12 protein-coding genes are annotated in these 15,166 nt (G+C 41.3%); 2 read left to right on the top strand and 10 right to left on the bottom strand.

Annotated features, from left to right (window positions below; all coding sequences use genetic code 11):
* Positions 1–37 precede the first annotated feature (37 nt).
* The 7 genes from FJN11_RS09695 to FJN11_RS09665 form a co-directional block, all read right to left on the bottom strand.
* A complete protein-coding gene (locus FJN11_RS09695) occupies positions 38–1,075 on the bottom strand; it encodes an aldose epimerase family protein (RefSeq protein ID WP_140224586.1) in 1,038 nt (345 codons plus the stop codon).
* Between the two features lie 115 nt (positions 1,076–1,190).
* The gene (locus FJN11_RS09690; RefSeq protein WP_049502318.1) at positions 1,191–2,357 is read right to left on the bottom strand and encodes an SIS domain-containing protein; all 1,167 of its coding nucleotides are present in this window, start codon (positions 2,355–2,357) and stop codon (positions 1,191–1,193) included.
* Positions 2,358–2,567: 210 nt separating this feature from the next.
* The gene (locus tag FJN11_RS09685; RefSeq protein ID WP_140224585.1) at positions 2,568–2,972 is read right to left on the bottom strand and encodes a PTS sugar transporter subunit IIA; all 405 of its coding nucleotides are present in this window, start codon (positions 2,970–2,972) and stop codon (positions 2,568–2,570) included.
* A 3-nt stretch (positions 2,973–2,975) separates the two neighbouring features.
* Positions 2,976–3,797: a PTS system mannose/fructose/sorbose family transporter subunit IID gene (locus tag FJN11_RS09680; RefSeq protein WP_070842459.1), complete on the bottom strand. Its 822-nt coding sequence runs from the start codon at positions 3,795–3,797 to the stop codon at positions 2,976–2,978.
* Positions 3,784–4,689, bottom strand: coding sequence for a PTS mannose/fructose/sorbose/N-acetylgalactosamine transporter subunit IIC (locus FJN11_RS09675; protein WP_000617013.1), 906 nt, complete (start codon positions 4,687–4,689; stop codon positions 3,784–3,786). Before FJN11_RS09675 ends, FJN11_RS09680 begins: the two co-directional genes overlap by 14 nt.
* A 26-nt stretch (positions 4,690–4,715) precedes the next feature.
* The gene (locus FJN11_RS09670) at positions 4,716–5,192 is read right to left on the bottom strand and encodes a PTS sugar transporter subunit IIB (protein WP_000156970.1); all 477 of its coding nucleotides are present in this window, start codon (positions 5,190–5,192) and stop codon (positions 4,716–4,718) included.
* Positions 5,189–6,976: a glycoside hydrolase family 35 protein gene (locus FJN11_RS09665; RefSeq protein WP_140224584.1), complete on the bottom strand. Its 1,788-nt coding sequence runs from the start codon at positions 6,974–6,976 to the stop codon at positions 5,189–5,191. The genes FJN11_RS09670 and FJN11_RS09665 overlap by 4 nt, the downstream gene beginning before the upstream one ends.
* Positions 6,977–7,295: 319 nt before the next feature.
* Between FJN11_RS09665 and FJN11_RS09660 the strand changes: the two genes are divergently transcribed.
* The gene (locus tag FJN11_RS09660; RefSeq protein ID WP_042749780.1) at positions 7,296–8,012 is read left to right on the top strand and encodes a GntR family transcriptional regulator; all 717 of its coding nucleotides are present in this window, start codon (positions 7,296–7,298) and stop codon (positions 8,010–8,012) included.
* 317 nt (positions 8,013–8,329) lie between these two features.
* The gene (gene strH, locus FJN11_RS09655) at positions 8,330–12,517 is read left to right on the top strand and encodes an LPXTG-anchored beta-N-acetylhexosaminidase StrH (RefSeq protein WP_140224583.1); all 4,188 of its coding nucleotides are present in this window, start codon (positions 8,330–8,332) and stop codon (positions 12,515–12,517) included.
* Positions 12,518–12,571: 54 nt separating this feature from the next.
* Here strH and purB read toward each other — a convergent pair whose 3' ends face one another.
* The 3 genes from purB to FJN11_RS10950 form a co-directional block, all read right to left on the bottom strand.
* Positions 12,572–13,870: an adenylosuccinate lyase gene (purB, locus tag FJN11_RS09650; RefSeq protein WP_049552322.1), complete on the bottom strand. Its 1,299-nt coding sequence runs from the start codon at positions 13,868–13,870 to the stop codon at positions 12,572–12,574.
* Between the two features lie 12 nt (positions 13,871–13,882).
* Positions 13,883–14,749 carry a hypothetical protein gene (locus FJN11_RS09645; protein ID WP_223336345.1) on the bottom strand — a complete coding sequence of 289 codons (867 nt, stop codon included), beginning with the start codon at positions 14,747–14,749 and terminating at the stop codon, positions 13,883–13,885.
* A gap of 145 nt (positions 14,750–14,894) precedes the next feature.
* Entirely contained in the window at positions 14,895–15,134 is a 240-nt protein-coding gene (locus FJN11_RS10950) for a DUF6261 family protein (RefSeq protein WP_006149148.1), read from the bottom strand.
* Positions 15,135–15,166: the final 32 nt, after the last annotated feature.

Below are 15,166 nucleotides of genomic sequence, written 5' to 3'. Positions count from 1 at the left end.
ACCTAACTTCTGGAACACCTATCATATTTCTAAATTTTTATTTCACAACAAGCTCATAACGTGTCTTGCTTGTAAAGGTTTGACCGGCTTTAAGAATGACTTGGTCTTTGAGATCACTGTGAATGGCATCTGGTAAAGCTTGCGCTTCAAGTGCAATCCCATTGTGCTGTACCATTGGCTGACCTCCTATGATGACACTCTCATCCACAAAGTTTGCTGTGTAGACTACAAAGCATGGAGCCTCTGTCTTGAAAAGCAAGAAGCGACCTGAGTTTTGGTCATAAAGGAAACCAGCATTGTCATGACCTGCAGGAAGGGCAAATGGGTGGTCCAAACCAGATACTAGCTGGATTTGTTCGTCTTCTTCTGCAAAGATATCCTTCAACAAGGCACCATTGTAAATGTGTTTAACCACATCACGAGTAGCATCTGGAGTTTTGGCAGGAACACCGTCGGGAGCAATTGGGTAAATGCCCTCTGTGTTAAGTTGGAAGACATGACGGTCAATCGTCTGCGTGAAATCTCCAGACAAGTTGAAATAGCTGTGGTTGGTTGGATTGACCAACGTATCCTGATCGGTCGTTACCCTGTAGCTGATTTCGTAGGCACCAGTTTCTTCCAAGCGATAACTAATCCAAATCTTGAGATTTCCAGGAAATCCTCCTGTCCCAGCTGTACGCTCTGTGTAGAGGGTCAAACCATGGTCGCTCACTTCAACTAGTTCAAACAAGCTAGAATCCCAACCAGTTGAACCACTATGGTTACAGTTGCTAGCATTGTTGACTTCAAGGTCATAGTTCTTGCCATTAAGCTCAAAGGTCGCACCTGCAATACGGCCTGCCACAGGACCTACGCTAGCTCCATGCTTGGGGCTATTGCCTACATAGCTATCAAAATCATCAAAACCCAAGATAACATTGGCAAAATTTCCAGCCTTGTCAGGCGTGAGATAGCGCAAGATAGTCGCACCATAAGTCATGACCTCAAGCTGGTAACCACCATCCGTCTCAAAACGATAGGCCAAGACATCCTTGCCCTCAACATTTCCAAATACACGCTCTGTGTATGCTTTCATTCTCTTCTCCTTTTACTATTTCTCTCAAGCAAACAAACCATAGAAAGCCTACTGACAATCTATGGTTTATCTGATAGTTTACAAATCCTCTTGTCAAGAATTCATAAACACTGTCTTACTTTTGATATTCGTGAATGATAACACCTTGTACCACACGGTTTACGGTACCTGTAGGAGAAGGTGTATCAGGTTTATTTTCTACCTTGAGTGAAGTCAATAAGGCGAAGAGTTGGGCATAAACGATGTAAGGGAAGACACGGTAAATATCATTCAAGACACCGCCACAACCAAGTGGCACTTCTTTGACATTTTCAAGACCAAAGGCTTGATCACTCAAAAGCACAACACGACGAGCAATCTGATCACCAGCAACTTCACGAACCAAGTCTAAGTCGTACTTACGAGTGTAGTCTGTCGTTGTACCAAAGACCAAGACAACTGTATCTTCGTTGATAAGAGATTTTGGACCGTGACGGAAGCCGACTGGGCTTTCATACATAGTCGCAACTTGACCAGCAGTCAGTTCCAAAATTTTGAGCTGAGCTTCATGAGCAAGTCCAAAGAAAGGACCAGCGCCTAGATAGATGACACGGTTAAAGTCGAGGTCAACAAGCTCTTTGACATCTTCTGCATTGTCTAGAACTTTACGGGCAAGACTAGATACAACTTCAAAACGTTCAGCTTTAACAGCAAATTCTGTAGGATCAAAGACCAAGAGAGCTGTCAACATCATAGACGTAAAGCTAGAAGTCATAGCAAATCCAGCATCATTGGAAGCAGCTGGTTGCAAAAGCAAAAGATTGCGGTCATCTCCATGAGCTTGAAGAGCCAATTTACCATCTGCTGCACAAGTAATCGTCACTTGATAAAGCTCATCCACCAAGGCTTTGGCCAAATCAACAGTCGCCACACTTTCAGGTGAGTTCCCACTACGAGCAAAAGACACAAGGACAGTTGCCACATCTTTTTTCAAATAAGTTTCTGGATTGGCAACGATATCTGTTGTCGCAATGGCATTGAAATTCCATTTGCGTTCGTCATATACTTCCTTAAAGTAAGGTACCAAGGTATCTCCCACATAAGCAGAAGTCCCCGCACCTGTCAAAATAACCTTGATATAGTCATGTTTATCAGCAATCCCTTGTAGGAAGGCTGCAATTTCTTCACGTTTTGCTTGATAAGATTCAAAAGCTTCTTTCCATACATCAGGCTGTTGGTAGATTTCACGTGTAGTGATTTCTGCACCCAATTCGAGCAAGTCTTCTTTTGTATAATGTAGCATTGATTTCCTCTTTTTCTATTAAATATGGGAATGGGAGTAAGCCCCATTCCCATGTATATTCTATATAAAATGCTCTAACGATTTTCACGATATCACATCTTATTGAATCGAGTTCCAACTAAAATCTTTGGGAAAAAGACCGATTATCGTCGGAGCATCGCTCCATCCTCTTATCGCCTATTTTCCCTGTGATTTTCACGTTGTCACATCTTATTCATCTTCATCATCATCGAAGCCAGCTAATAAATCATTTACTTTTACGATACTTTCTGCAGCACGGCTCTTATAGTCTGCATCTGCGCCTGTAAGGCTCGCATTGATAAATTCAATCACCATTGGAAGATTCATCCCTGCGTAAAGGTCAATATCACGACCTTCCATGATCAAACGGCTTACCACGTTACATGGTGTTCCACCGAGAAGATCCGCAAAGACTAGGAAATCATCCAATCCTTCAATAGCAGCTTCAAATTTTGCAGTAAAATCTTCTGGGCCATCTTCTGGAAGAAGAGCTACAGCATGAATATTTTCTTGTGGACCCATAATCATTTCTGTGCTACCTTTAAGCTCTTCACAGAAACGACCATGACTCACCAAAATTAATGATTTAGCCATAAATTATGCGCCCATTCCAAGTAAGAATTTACCGATGAATGAAAGACCTAAGGCAAGAGCAATGATGATACCAATTGCTTTTGTAGAGTTCATACCTTTCTTACCAAGCAACCAGAAGATAAAGGCAGTAAAGATTGCTGGAAGCAAGCGTGGGAAGATTGAGTTCAAGATGTCTTGGAAGTCAATCATCTTTTCACCGATTGGCAATTTATAAGAAACTTCAAAGTTGATCATTGTTGCTACAAGAGCACCCATCATGAAGACACCAAGTACAGATGCCGCGTCAATCAAAGCTGTCAAAGTACTTTGCATGTTGTTGATAAGGTTAACCCCTTCTTTATATGCAAATTCCAACTGTTTCCAACGGAAGATGTCATAAGCTACTGCAACTGCAATCCAAAGGAAGATACCCCAAGGTTGGCCAGCGATAGCCATTGTTGCAGCGATAGATCCCATGATCGCAGGTACAAGTGAACCAAAGATCGTATCTCCAAGAGGAGCGAATGGTCCCATCAAACCTGTCTTGATACCGTTAACGGCATCTTTTGAACCTACACCATCTTTTTCTTCCATGGCAAGGTCAAAACCAGCGATAATAGTGTGGAAGAATGGTGAAGTATTGAAGAATTGAGTATGAACTTTCATCATTTCTTTCAATTCAGGAGTTCCATCCCCATACATTTTACGCAATTGAGGCAAGATCATGTAAAGGTAACCAGAAGCTTGCATCCGTTCGTAGTTCCAACCTAATTGGAAAGTAAACAAGCTACGTTTGTTGATTTGATTAAAATCTTCTTTTGTAAGTTTGTAATTAGAATTCGTCATCTTCGATTTCCCCACTTTCTGATGGTGTAGAAGGTGCTGCTACAGCTACTTTTTGGCTATTTTTGAAGTGAAGCACTGCAAGGAAGATACCTACGATAGAGATACCGATCATAGACAAACCTTTGAAGTTGTTCACGAAACCAATTTTTTCAGCAACATCTTTCGGTAGAGTACCTACGATACCAGCAACAGCGCCACCAAGACCTGTTACATATGAGTAAAGAACAGTCAACATAGCTGTCAAACCAAATCCCATTGCAAGGTAGTGAAGGTTACGTTTAACTGGAAGGTAACGAAGCAAGATTGCAAATCCAAGACCTGGAAGCATACGACCTGCAAGTGTCAAACCATCCGCAACCCATTTATAGGCTTCAACTAAGTCTACTACTGATTGTACGAAGGCACCACCAAAGGCAAGCGCGAAGAAGACTGGAAGGGCACGAGATAAAGCCCAAGGAATCGCACCAAGTAGGTAGTTGCGTTCGATACCTTTATAGTCAAAGCGTTCGATTGCAGCATCCACACGGTGAGCGAAGAAAGTAGTTGTCATACGTCCAAGAACGTCGAAGTAAGTCAAGAGAGCTGCTACTGGCACAGCGATTGTTGTAATCGCAAGTGCTGTATCAATTCCTTGTGAAACAGAGAAGGCTGTCGCAAGAACCGCACCAGAAGTTGCGTCAATACGAGAAGCACCACCAAAGGTACCAACCCCAAGAACGAACAATTGCAAGTTACCACCGATAAGCAGACCAGTAGTCACATCTCCCATAATTAAACCAGTAATGAAACCAGCAAATACAGGGGAACCTGCAGATGAAACGATCGTCAACTCATCACAGATTTGATAAGCTGAGTACAAAGTGAGAAGTAAAATTTGCCACCATTGTATCATAACAATGACCTCCTAAAAATTTTTTCCTATTTTAATAAGCTCAAAAAGTCTGAAATTGGATCATTTGGAACCATTTGAGCAGTAAGTTTAACACCTTTTTCTGCCAGTTTGTGGAAATCTTCCACATCCTTGTCCACTACGTTGATAGAACGTGTGATGGCGCGAGTTTCTGGTGTTTGAGACATATTCCCAACATTGAGAGTTTCAAGTGGTACACCTGCTTCGACCAAACCAAGGAAGCGGTCTGGTTTACGAGCCACGATAAAGAGACGTTGGCTATCGTATTTACCAGCAAGAATATTGGCTGCCGCTTTTTCAATTGGCAAAATACTCAATTTTACACCTGGTGGTGTCGCTAGTTTCAAACCACTCTTTTCAACGTCGTTGTTGACAACTTCGTCATCCACAACCATAATACGTGAAACATTTAGTTTTCCAGCCCATAGATTGGCTACTTGTCCGTGGATCAAACGTCCATCGATACGGCATCCTACAATTGTCATAAGTTTTCCCCCTTTATGTGTTTTAGTGTAGGTTTACGAGTTAAATAAATCTCTTCTTTATATTCACCTTCTGTTTCAAAGATAATGATGCGGTTAGCACCTTCCTTTAGATAGCTATGAGGAATATAAAGCGAGAGGGTTGGGCCGACGTTCCAAAAACGTCCTAGGTTCTGCCCATTGACAAAGGCAACTCCCTTACCAAACTCAGACAAGTCTAGGTAAGTATCTTTTGGCTCTTGGACTGTAAAGTCATAAGCGTAAAAGGCTGGTTGTCCTTCTGTCCATCCTTTTGAAAAATCAATTTTCTCAGGATTGTCTAGTGGGAGTGGATAGTGTTTCCAGTTTAGTAAGAAGTGTAAATCCTTACAAACCCCTGTCCGAATTCCCTTACGTTGCGTATCTGCTAAGAACTTGTGTCCATAGTTGACACGCCCCATATTTTCTACCAAGATATCTAACCTGGATAGCGCTTTCTTTTTACCTTGATAAAAAATATCTTCCCCAATCTCTGTCTGATATTGGGTTTCGACCCACTGACCATCGACATAAAGCTGAGCTCTATCTCGACCGTCGATGATACGAAGTCTTTCTTCTTCTGCATCCCAGTTTGTTTCTGTTCGATAGAGTAGATAGCCATAGCTTTGTCCCAACTCCTCCATCTTTTTAGGATAGAGGCTTTCTACTGGACTTGACAAGCTATCCAAGGTTTCAAACAAGGAAACTTTTTCAACTAGTGGAATAGCATCCAACTCCATACTCTCTTTGTAGAGTGGTTCCAGCTGCGGATACTCTGGAAAATGTGTTGCCATCATCTTCTTGACTGCCAGATATTTGGCAGTTGGATTTCCTTCCTCATCTAGAAGGGCATCATAATCATAAGATGTAACTTGTGGTAGGTCCAAAGTCCCTCGAGCTGAGCAACCATTCATGAAGCCAAAGTTTGTACCACCGTGGAACATGTAAAGATTGATAGAGCCTTGTTCCAAAACCTCTCGAACAGCTTCTGCTAATTCTTTCGGATCCCGTGTGATAATCGGTTCCTTCCAACGATTGAACCAGCCATCCCAGAACTCCATACACATGAGTGGCCATTTCTTGCCATGTTCATCAAAGAATTCCTGCATCTGTGAAAAATTGTACGGAGCTTTAGAACCAAAGTTTCCTGTTACAAAGAGGTCATCTTCGATTAAGGTTCCAGCTTTCAGAGTAGCTCTCCATGGACCATCTGATGTAAAGAGGGGACAGGTTACGCCACGCTCTTCCATCAACTGTCGAATTGCTCTCAGATAAGCCTTATCTTCTCCATAAGAACCATACTCATTTTCAACCTGCATCATGAGGATATTGCCACCCTTGTCCAACAAATGTGGCACCAACCGTGACAAGAGCTGGTCATAGTAGCGACCAACAGCCTCAATATAGGCAGGATCTGAGGAACGAAGCCTCATATCTTTGGTTAAAAGCCAAGCTGGTAAGCCACCGAATTCCCACTCCGCACAGATGAAGGGAGAGGGACGAACGATAGCGTAGAGACCCAAATCTTGTGCTGTCTGAAGAAATCGCTCCAAATCCAGAGCTCCTTCAAAGTGAAACTCACCCTCACGAGGCTCATGTAAATTCCAGGCCACATAAGTCTCTACTGTATTAAAACCAAGAGCCTTCAAGTTATAGAGCGAATGATACCAATCTTCTGGAGGAACCCTAAAATAATGAATGGCGCCAGATAAAATCTTAAATGATTTTCCATCGAGATAAAAATCATCTCGTATCTCAAATCGTGTCATGTTCTTACCTTCTGACAACTAAAGTTTACGCTTTCATTTGTTGATATAGTAAATATATCTCAATATCTTGCATTTGTCAATAGGTTTTCACAATTTTTTTCATTTTTCACTAAATTTTACACAAAAAACTTATAAAAATCTTGTAATCTATAGTCATAACAACATTTTAGCACCATGTATAAAAATGTAGGTTTTTCTATTTATTCCTATGTAAATTAACCTTATAGCCTATTATTCTAATTTTTTTATTCAAAAGGCTACTATTCTTTCCAGTTTTATGGTAAAATCTTTAACGGAGAAGGAAAATCGAGGTGAAAATATGGCAATTCCAAAGTATCAATATATTAAAGATGAGTTAAAGAACAAAATCATTTCTGGTCAATTTGCCAGTGGAGATAAATTCTACACTGAAGCTGAATTGATTGCAATGTATGATGTGAGTTCTATCACAGTTGTCCGCGCCTTAAACGACCTTGCCAAGGATGGCTATATTGTCCGTCAACAAGGAAAGGGTACATTCGTTTCACGCGCACGCAAACATAAACTCGTAGAGTTTTCAGATGTAGAAGTTTTTGAAACTAAAGATGATAAAGTTACCGTCCTTTCTATTGAGCGTGGAAACAAACTAAGCTACTTAGAAAAACTCGGACTACGCGGAGATCAGTTCTACTACAAGATTGAACGCGTTCGCGAAACAGGTGGTGTTGTTTACATCTACCATACATCTTACATTCCAGAACAATACATCAACGCAAATTATCCAAATCTTGAATATTATAGCTCTATCTATAACCGTTTCAAATTGGATTACCACATTCACATGAATGATGAACATTTTGAAGAAATCAATGAAATAGCATTTCCAACTCCAGAACATGCGGCTTCGGTCCTCGGAGTCGATGAACAATTCCCAACCGTTTTACAAACCAAGACTACTAAACTAGAGTCTACTGGTCAAGTTCTCGCATTCAGCGAAACATACAAACGAGCGGATTACTACAAAATCAAATTCATTTCATGTGACCGTGATCACTAAGAAGAAAGCCTGAGCCTAAACGCTTGGGCTTTTTCTATACTTATTATACCACACCAAAAAGGTAGCGCTTACCTATTTTTGGAAGATTCTATAATTTGTGGAGTATTTTATAGAAATAGAACCAAAAAGATTCTACTAGATATATATATGTATCTTTTCCGACCAATCTGAAATCTTAAGTTTAAATTTTATATTTTTTTATACTTATTATAGTTTTTTGTCATCTCCTCTTGACTCTCGTTAATATAAGAAATAAAATAAAGGTGTTGATTTATGTAAACGCTATCAATATAACAATGCAATCAGGAGGTTTTGCAATGAAACATGAAAAACAACAGCGTTTTTCTATTCGTAAATACGCTGTAGGAGCAGCTTCTGTTCTAATTGGATTCGCCTTCCAAGCACAGGCTGTTACAGCCGATGGAGTTACTCCTACTACTACAGAAAACCAACCGACCATCCATACGGTTTCTGATTCCCCTCAATCATCCGAAAATCGGACTGAGGAAACACCTAAAGCAGAGCTTCAACCAGAAGCTCCAAAAACTGTAGAAACAGAAACTCCAGCTGCTGATAAGGTAGCTAGTCTTCCAAAAACAGAAGAAAAACCACAAGAGGAAGTTAGTTCAACTCCTAGTGATACAGCAGAAGTAGTAACTCCAATTTCTGCTGAAAAAGAAACTGCTAATAAAAAGGCAGAAGAAGCTAGCCCTAAGAAAGAGGCTGATTCTAAAGAGTCAAATACTGACAAGGATAAACCAGCTAAAAAAGATGTAGCGAAAGCAGAGGCTGACAAACCGGCAACAGAGGCAGGAAAGGAACGTGCTGCAACTGTAAATGAAAAACTAGCTAAAAAGAAAATTGTTTCTATTGATGCTGGACGTAAATATTTCTCACCAGAACAACTCAAGGAAATCATTGACAAAGCGAAACATTATGGCTACACTGATTTACACCTATTAGTCGGAAATGATGGACTCCGCTTCATGTTGGACGATATGAGCATCACAGCTAACGGCAAGACCTATGCCAGTGACGATGTCAAACGTGCCATTGAAAAAGGTACAAATGATTATTACAACGATCCAAACGGCAATCACTTAACAGAAAGTCAAATGACAGATCTGATTAACTATGCCAAAGATAAAGGTATCGGTCTCATTCCGACAGTAAATAGTCCTGGTCACATGGATGCAATCCTCAATGCCATGAAAGAATTGGGAATACAAAACCCTAACTTTAGCTATTTTGGAAAGGAATCAGCTCGTACCGTAGATCTTGACAACGAACAAGCGGTCGCTTTTACAAAAGCCCTTATCGATAAATATGCTGCTTATTTCGCGAAAAAGACTGAAATTTTCAACATCGGACTGGATGAATATGCCAACGATGCAACAAACGCTAAAGGTTGGAGCGTTCTTCAAGCTGATAAATACTATCCAAACGAAGGCTACCCTGTAAAAGGATATGAAAAATTTATTGCCTACGCCAATGACCTAGCTCGTATTGTAAAATCGCACGGTCTAAAACCAATGGCTTTCAATGATGGTATCTACTACAATAGTGATACTAGCTTCGGAACGTTTGACAAAGATATCATCGTTTCAATGTGGACTGGTGGTTGGGGAGGTTACGACGTCGCTTCTTCTAAACTTCTAGTAGAAAAAGGTCACCAAATCCTAAACACTAACGATGCTTGGTACTACGTTCTTGGACGAAACGCTGATGGCCAAGGCTGGTACAATCTCGATCAGGGGCTCAATGGTATTAAAAACACACCAATCACTTCTGTACCAAAAACAGAAGGAGCTGATATCCCAATCATCGGTGGTATGGTAGCTGCTTGGGCTGACACTCCATCTGCACGTTATTCACCATCACGCCTCTTCAAACTCATGCGTCAATTCGCAAATTCTAACGCTGAATACTTCGCAGCTGATTATGAGTCTGCAGAAAAAGCACTTAACGAGGTACCAAAAGACCTTAACCGTTATACTGCAGAAAGCGTCGCAGCGGTTAACGAAGCGGCAAAAGTCATCCGTTCACTTGATAGCAACCTCAGCCGTGCCCAACAAGACACGATTGACCAAGCAATTGCAAAACTTCAAGAAGCAGTCAGCAATTTGACCTTCACACCAGAAGCTCAAAAAGAAGAAGAAGCTAAACGTGAGGTTGAAAAACTTGCCAAAAACAAGGTAATCTCAATCGATGCTGGACGCAAATACTTTACTCTTGACCAACTCAAACGCATCGTAGATAAGGCCAGTGAGCTCGGATATTCTGATGTTCATCTCCTTCTAGGAAATGACGGACTTCGCTTCCTACTCGATGATATGACCATTACTGCCAACGGAAAAACCTATGCTAGTGATGACGTTAAAAAAGCTATTATCGAAGGAACTAAAGCTTACTACGACGATCCAAACGGTACTGCACTAACACAGGCAGAAGTGACAGAGCTTGTTAAATACGCTAAGGAAAAAGGTATTGGTCTGATTCCAGCTATTAATAGCCCAGGGCATATGGATGCTATGCTGGTTGCCATGGAAAAACTTGGCATCGCGAATCCTCAAGCCAACTTTGATAAAGTTTCAAAAACCACGATGGACCTTGAAAATCAAGAAGCCCTTAACTTTACCAAAGCCCTTATCGGTAAGTATATGGATTACTTTGCTGATAAATCAAAGATTTTCAACTATGGTACAGATGAGTATGCCAATGATGCGACAAACGCTCAAGGTTGGTACTACCTCAAATGGTATGGACTCTATAACAAGTTCGCAGACTATTCTAACAGCCTTGCTGCTATGGCTAAAGAAAGAGGGCTTCAACCAATGGCCTTCAACGATGGCTTCTACTATGAGGACAAGGACGATGTTCAATTTGACAAAGATGTATTGATTTCTTACTGGTCTAAAGGCTGGTGGGGCTACAACCTTGCATCACCTCAATATCTAGCAAGCAAGGGTTATAAGTTCTTGAATACCAACGGTGACTGGTACTACATTCTCGGTCAAAAACCAGAAGATGGTGGTGGTTTCCTCAAGAAAGCTATTGAGAATACTGGAAAAACACCATTCAATCAACTAGCTTCTACCAAATATCCTGAAGTAGATCTTCCAACAGTCGGAAGTATGCTTTCAATCTGGGCAGATAGACCAAGCGCTGAGTACAAGGAAGAGGAAATCTTTGAACTCATGACTGCCTTTGCAGACCACAACAAAGACTACTTCCGTGCTAATTATAATGCTCTCCGCGAAGAATTAGCTAAAATTCCTACAAACTTAGAAGGATATAGTAAAGAAAGTCTTGAGGCCCTTGACGCAGCTAAAACAGCTCTAAATTACAACCTCAACCGCAGCAAACAAGCTGAACTAGACGCACTAGTAGGTAAGCTCAAAGCTGCTCTTCAAGGCCTCAAACCAGCTGCAACCCATTCAGGAAGCCTGGATGAAAATGAAGTGGCTGCCAATGTTGAAACCAGTCCAGAACTCATCACAAGAACTGAAGAAATTCCATTTGAAGTTATCAAGAAAGAAAATCCTAACCTCCCAGCTGGTCAGGAAAATATTATTACAGCAGGAGTCAAAGGTGAACGAACTCATTACATCTCTGTACTCACTGAAAATGGAAAAACAACAGAAACAGTCCTTGATAGCCAGGTAACCAAAGAAGTTGTAAACCAAGTGGTTGAAGTCGGCGCTCCTGTAACTCACAAGGGTGATGAAAGTGGTCTTGCACCAACTACTGAGGTAAAACCTAGACTGGATATCCAAGAAGAAGAAATTCCATTTACCACAGTAACTCGTGAAAATCCACTCTTACTCAAAGGAAAAACACAAGTCATTACTAAAGGTGTCAACGGTCGCCGTACAAACTTCTACTCTGTAAGCACTGTTGATGACAAGGAAGTGAAAACACTTGTAGATAGTCTTGTAACCAAAGAAGCAGTTACGCAAATTGTTGAAGTCGGAACCCTGGTAACACATGTAGGCGATGAACATGATCTTGCTCCAGTTGCAGAAACAAAACCTAGACTGGATATCCAAGAAGAAGAAATTCCATTTACCACAGTGACTCGTGAAAATCCACTCTTGCTCAAAGGAAAAACACAAGTCATTGCTAAAGGTGTCAACGGGCACCGTACAAACTTCTACTCTGTGAGCACTGTTGATGGCAAGGAAGTGAAAACACTTGTAAATAGTGTCGTAGCACAGGAAGCTGTTACTCAAATAGTCGAAGTCGGAACTATGGTAACACATGTAGGCGATGAAAACGGACAAGCCGCTATTGCTGAAGAAAAACCAAAACTAGAAATCCCAAGCCAACCAGCTCCATCAACTGCTCCTGCTGAGGAAAACAAAGCTCTTCCTAAAGGTCCAGCTCCTGTGGCAACAGAGAAAAAACTTCCTGAAACAGGAAGTCACGATTCTGCAGGACTAGTAGTCGCAGGACTCATGGCCTCACTAGCAGCTTATGGACTCACTAAAAGAAAAGAAGACTAAGTCTTTTCGATAAAAAATAAACAGCGAGCTTTGATCTCGCTGTTTATTTTTTAATTAATCACCCAGTCCAAGACGGTCAAAGATATCATCCACTCGTTTAGTGTAGTAAAGAGGATTAAAGATTTCGTCGATTTCTTCTTGCGTGAGGCGCGATGTTACTTCGGGATCTGCTTCAAGAAGTGGCTTGAAGTCTACTTGGTTATCCCACGATTGAGCTGTTTTTGGTTGCACCAAGTCATAGGCTTGCTCACGGGTCATCCCTTTTTCAATCAAGGTCAACATGGCACGTTGGCTAAAGATAAGACCAAACGTAGAGTTCATGTTACGGATCATATTTTCTGGGAAGACCGTCAAATTCTTGACAATATTTCCAAAACGGTTGAGCATGTAGTCAATCAAGATGGTCGTATCTGGTGTGATGATACGCTCAGCCGATGAATGAGAGATATCACGCTCATGCCAAAGTGCAACGTTCTCATAGGCTGTAATCATGTGACCACGGATGACACGCGCAAGACCTGTCATGTTCTCAGAACCGATAGGGTTGCGTTTGTGAGGCATTGCTGAAGACCCTTTTTGACCTTTAGCAAAGAACTCTTCTACTTCACGTTGTTCCGATTTTTGAAGACCACGGATTTCCGTTGCCATGCGTTCAATAGAAGTCGCGATGCTGGCAAGAACTGCAAAGTACTCAGCGTGAAGGTCACGAGGAAGGACCTGTGTAGAGATTTCTTGAGCACGGATACCCAACTTGTAGCAGACATATTGCTCTACGAATGGTGGGATGTTGGCAAAGTTCCCAACCGCACCAGAAATCTTACCAGCTTCGACGCCAGCAGCCGCATGCTCAAAACGCTCGATGTTGCGCTTCATTTCGCTGTACCAAGTCGCCAATTTCAGACCAAAGGTTGTAGGTTCAGCGTGCACACCGTGAGTACGACCCATCATGATGGTAAACTTGTGCTCCTTAGCCTTATCAGCGATGATGTTGGTGAAATTTTCAAGGTCACGACGGATGATGTCGTTAGCCTGCTTGTAGAGGTAACCGTAAGCCGTATCCACCACGTCGGTAGAAGTCAAACCATAGTGGACCCACTTGCGCTCTTCACCAAGAGTCTCAGAAACCGCACGTGTGAAGGCCACCACGTCGTGACGAGTCTCCTGCTCAATCTCCAAAATACGGTCGATGTCAAAGTCCGCTTTCTCACGAATCAAAGCCACATCTTCCTTAGGGATTTCCCCCAACTCAGCCCATGCCTCGTCAGCCAAGATTTCCACCTCAAGCCAAGCACGGTATTTATTTTCTTCACTCCAAATGTTCGCCATCTCAGGGCGAGAGTAACGGTTGATCATGTTGTTTCTCCTTTAAAGCATTTCTTTCATCTTGAACAGGTTAGAATGAAAATTTTCAATTCTTTTTTCAAGTGCTTCAACAGTTTTTTCTTTACTATCGTTATAATAAATAGATAGTAATTGACTATCTTCCTTACTGATATCTTTCCGATTCTCATCAGGTAGACTATTTAATTTTTCTGATGCCATCGCAATCATGTCTACAATTCTAATTGAAGCATTAAAACCAATAGCAAAAATATTTTTCTTTTCTAAATCTTTCTCTTGAGATACCAAAAAATTATATGAAATAAATAGTAATTTTGAATAATCTTCAAAAAAGTATCTTGCGTTTCCAAACTCTCTTCTAATTTTTAGCGGAACTTCCTCAAGCTCTATTTCCCTCCACTTTTCTAGCAATTCTCCCATAGCATAATGTCTAGCAACGACATTCATTGTGTTTTGAACCCTTGAGTCACTCTGAATATATTCCTCAATACGATCAATATTTTCATATAAAAATTCTAATCCCTTCGGTAATCTTATTCGTCTTAACTCAAGCGCTGTTTTTTCTAGAGATTCCCCCATCTTTTCTTGTTTTGTATTCTGTGCATCTAAAATGTTTGTAATTTCTACAAAAGTTTCTTGCATTTGTTTCTGATTTTCTTCTTGTTTATCTAAACGTTGCTCTTGCAAAATCAGATCGTCTTTCCTTTCCAAACTCTCGACATGAAAAAGAAATAATGATATTAATACAGGAATCAACATACACAGTAATTGGATAAGGTAATCACCTGGTTTAGTTTCAAAGTTATTAACAATGCTATTCCAATAAGAACAGCTCAATATTATTAATAAAAGTGTAATTACGGCTGTAATTAAGTAAATTACTTTTTTCAAACTTCCTCCTCAACTCTCACCCTCTGGTTTTGTAACTTTCTTCTTCCCACTAGCCCTATATCTCTTCCTGATGGTGTTGAGTTGGGCTTTGAGATTTTGGTAGTCTTAGTGTTCGGGTTGGCCGTGGGATAGGACGGCGACTAGGTCAATGATGTAGTCGTAAGCGGCTTGCAGGGTTTGTTTTTGTTGCTTGCTTTGGCCAATCTTGTATTGGCTTGCTCGCTGAGGCGGGCTTTATAAACCGCAACGAATTTGCTTTGCGCAGCTTGGTGTAGGCTGCCTCCACCGCCTGTCCGTCAACATGAGCGTAGGCTTTTACAAAATTGACCAGCGTTTGGTAGGCATTGTCACGCTTTTGGTCGACCTCGTCCAAGTCCTTGACCACAGCCGATGCTGCTTTGCCCTTTGGCGCGCTCT

This window comes from Streptococcus symci (assembly GCF_006385165.1).
GTDB classification, from domain to species: Bacteria; Bacillota; Bacilli; order Lactobacillales; family Streptococcaceae; genus Streptococcus; species Streptococcus symci.
The sequence above is the reverse complement of the archived record's forward strand: the minus strand, read 5'-3'. Positions and strand labels throughout refer to the sequence as shown.

Excerpts from the sequence above, each read along its gene's own strand:
- FJN11_RS09660 (WP_042749780.1), top strand. The coding sequence starts at position 7,296 with ATGGCAATTCCAAAGTATCAATATATTAAAGATGAGTTAAAGAACAAA.
- FJN11_RS09665 (WP_140224584.1), bottom strand. The coding sequence starts at position 6,976 with ATGACACGATTTGAGATACGAGATGATTTTTATCTCGATGGAAAATCA.
- FJN11_RS09675 (WP_000617013.1), bottom strand. The coding sequence starts at position 4,689 with ATGATACAATGGTGGCAAATTTTACTTCTCACTTTGTACTCAGCTTAT.
- FJN11_RS09690 (WP_049502318.1), bottom strand. The coding sequence starts at position 2,357 with ATGCTACATTATACAAAAGAAGACTTGCTCGAATTGGGTGCAGAAATC.
- strH (WP_140224583.1), top strand. The coding sequence starts at position 8,330 with ATGAAACATGAAAAACAACAGCGTTTTTCTATTCGTAAATACGCTGTA.
- FJN11_RS09685 (WP_140224585.1), bottom strand. The coding sequence starts at position 2,972 with ATGGCTAAATCATTAATTTTGGTGAGTCATGGTCGTTTCTGTGAAGAG.
- FJN11_RS09670 (WP_000156970.1), bottom strand. The coding sequence starts at position 5,192 with ATGACAATTGTAGGATGCCGTATCGATGGACGTTTGATCCACGGACAA.
- FJN11_RS09695 (WP_140224586.1), bottom strand. The coding sequence starts at position 1,075 with ATGAAAGCATACACAGAGCGTGTATTTGGAAATGTTGAGGGCAAGGAT.
- purB (WP_049552322.1), bottom strand. The coding sequence starts at position 13,870 with ATGATCAACCGTTACTCTCGCCCTGAGATGGCGAACATTTGGAGTGAA.
- FJN11_RS09680 (WP_070842459.1), bottom strand. The coding sequence starts at position 3,797 with ATGACGAATTCTAATTACAAACTTACAAAAGAAGATTTTAATCAAATC.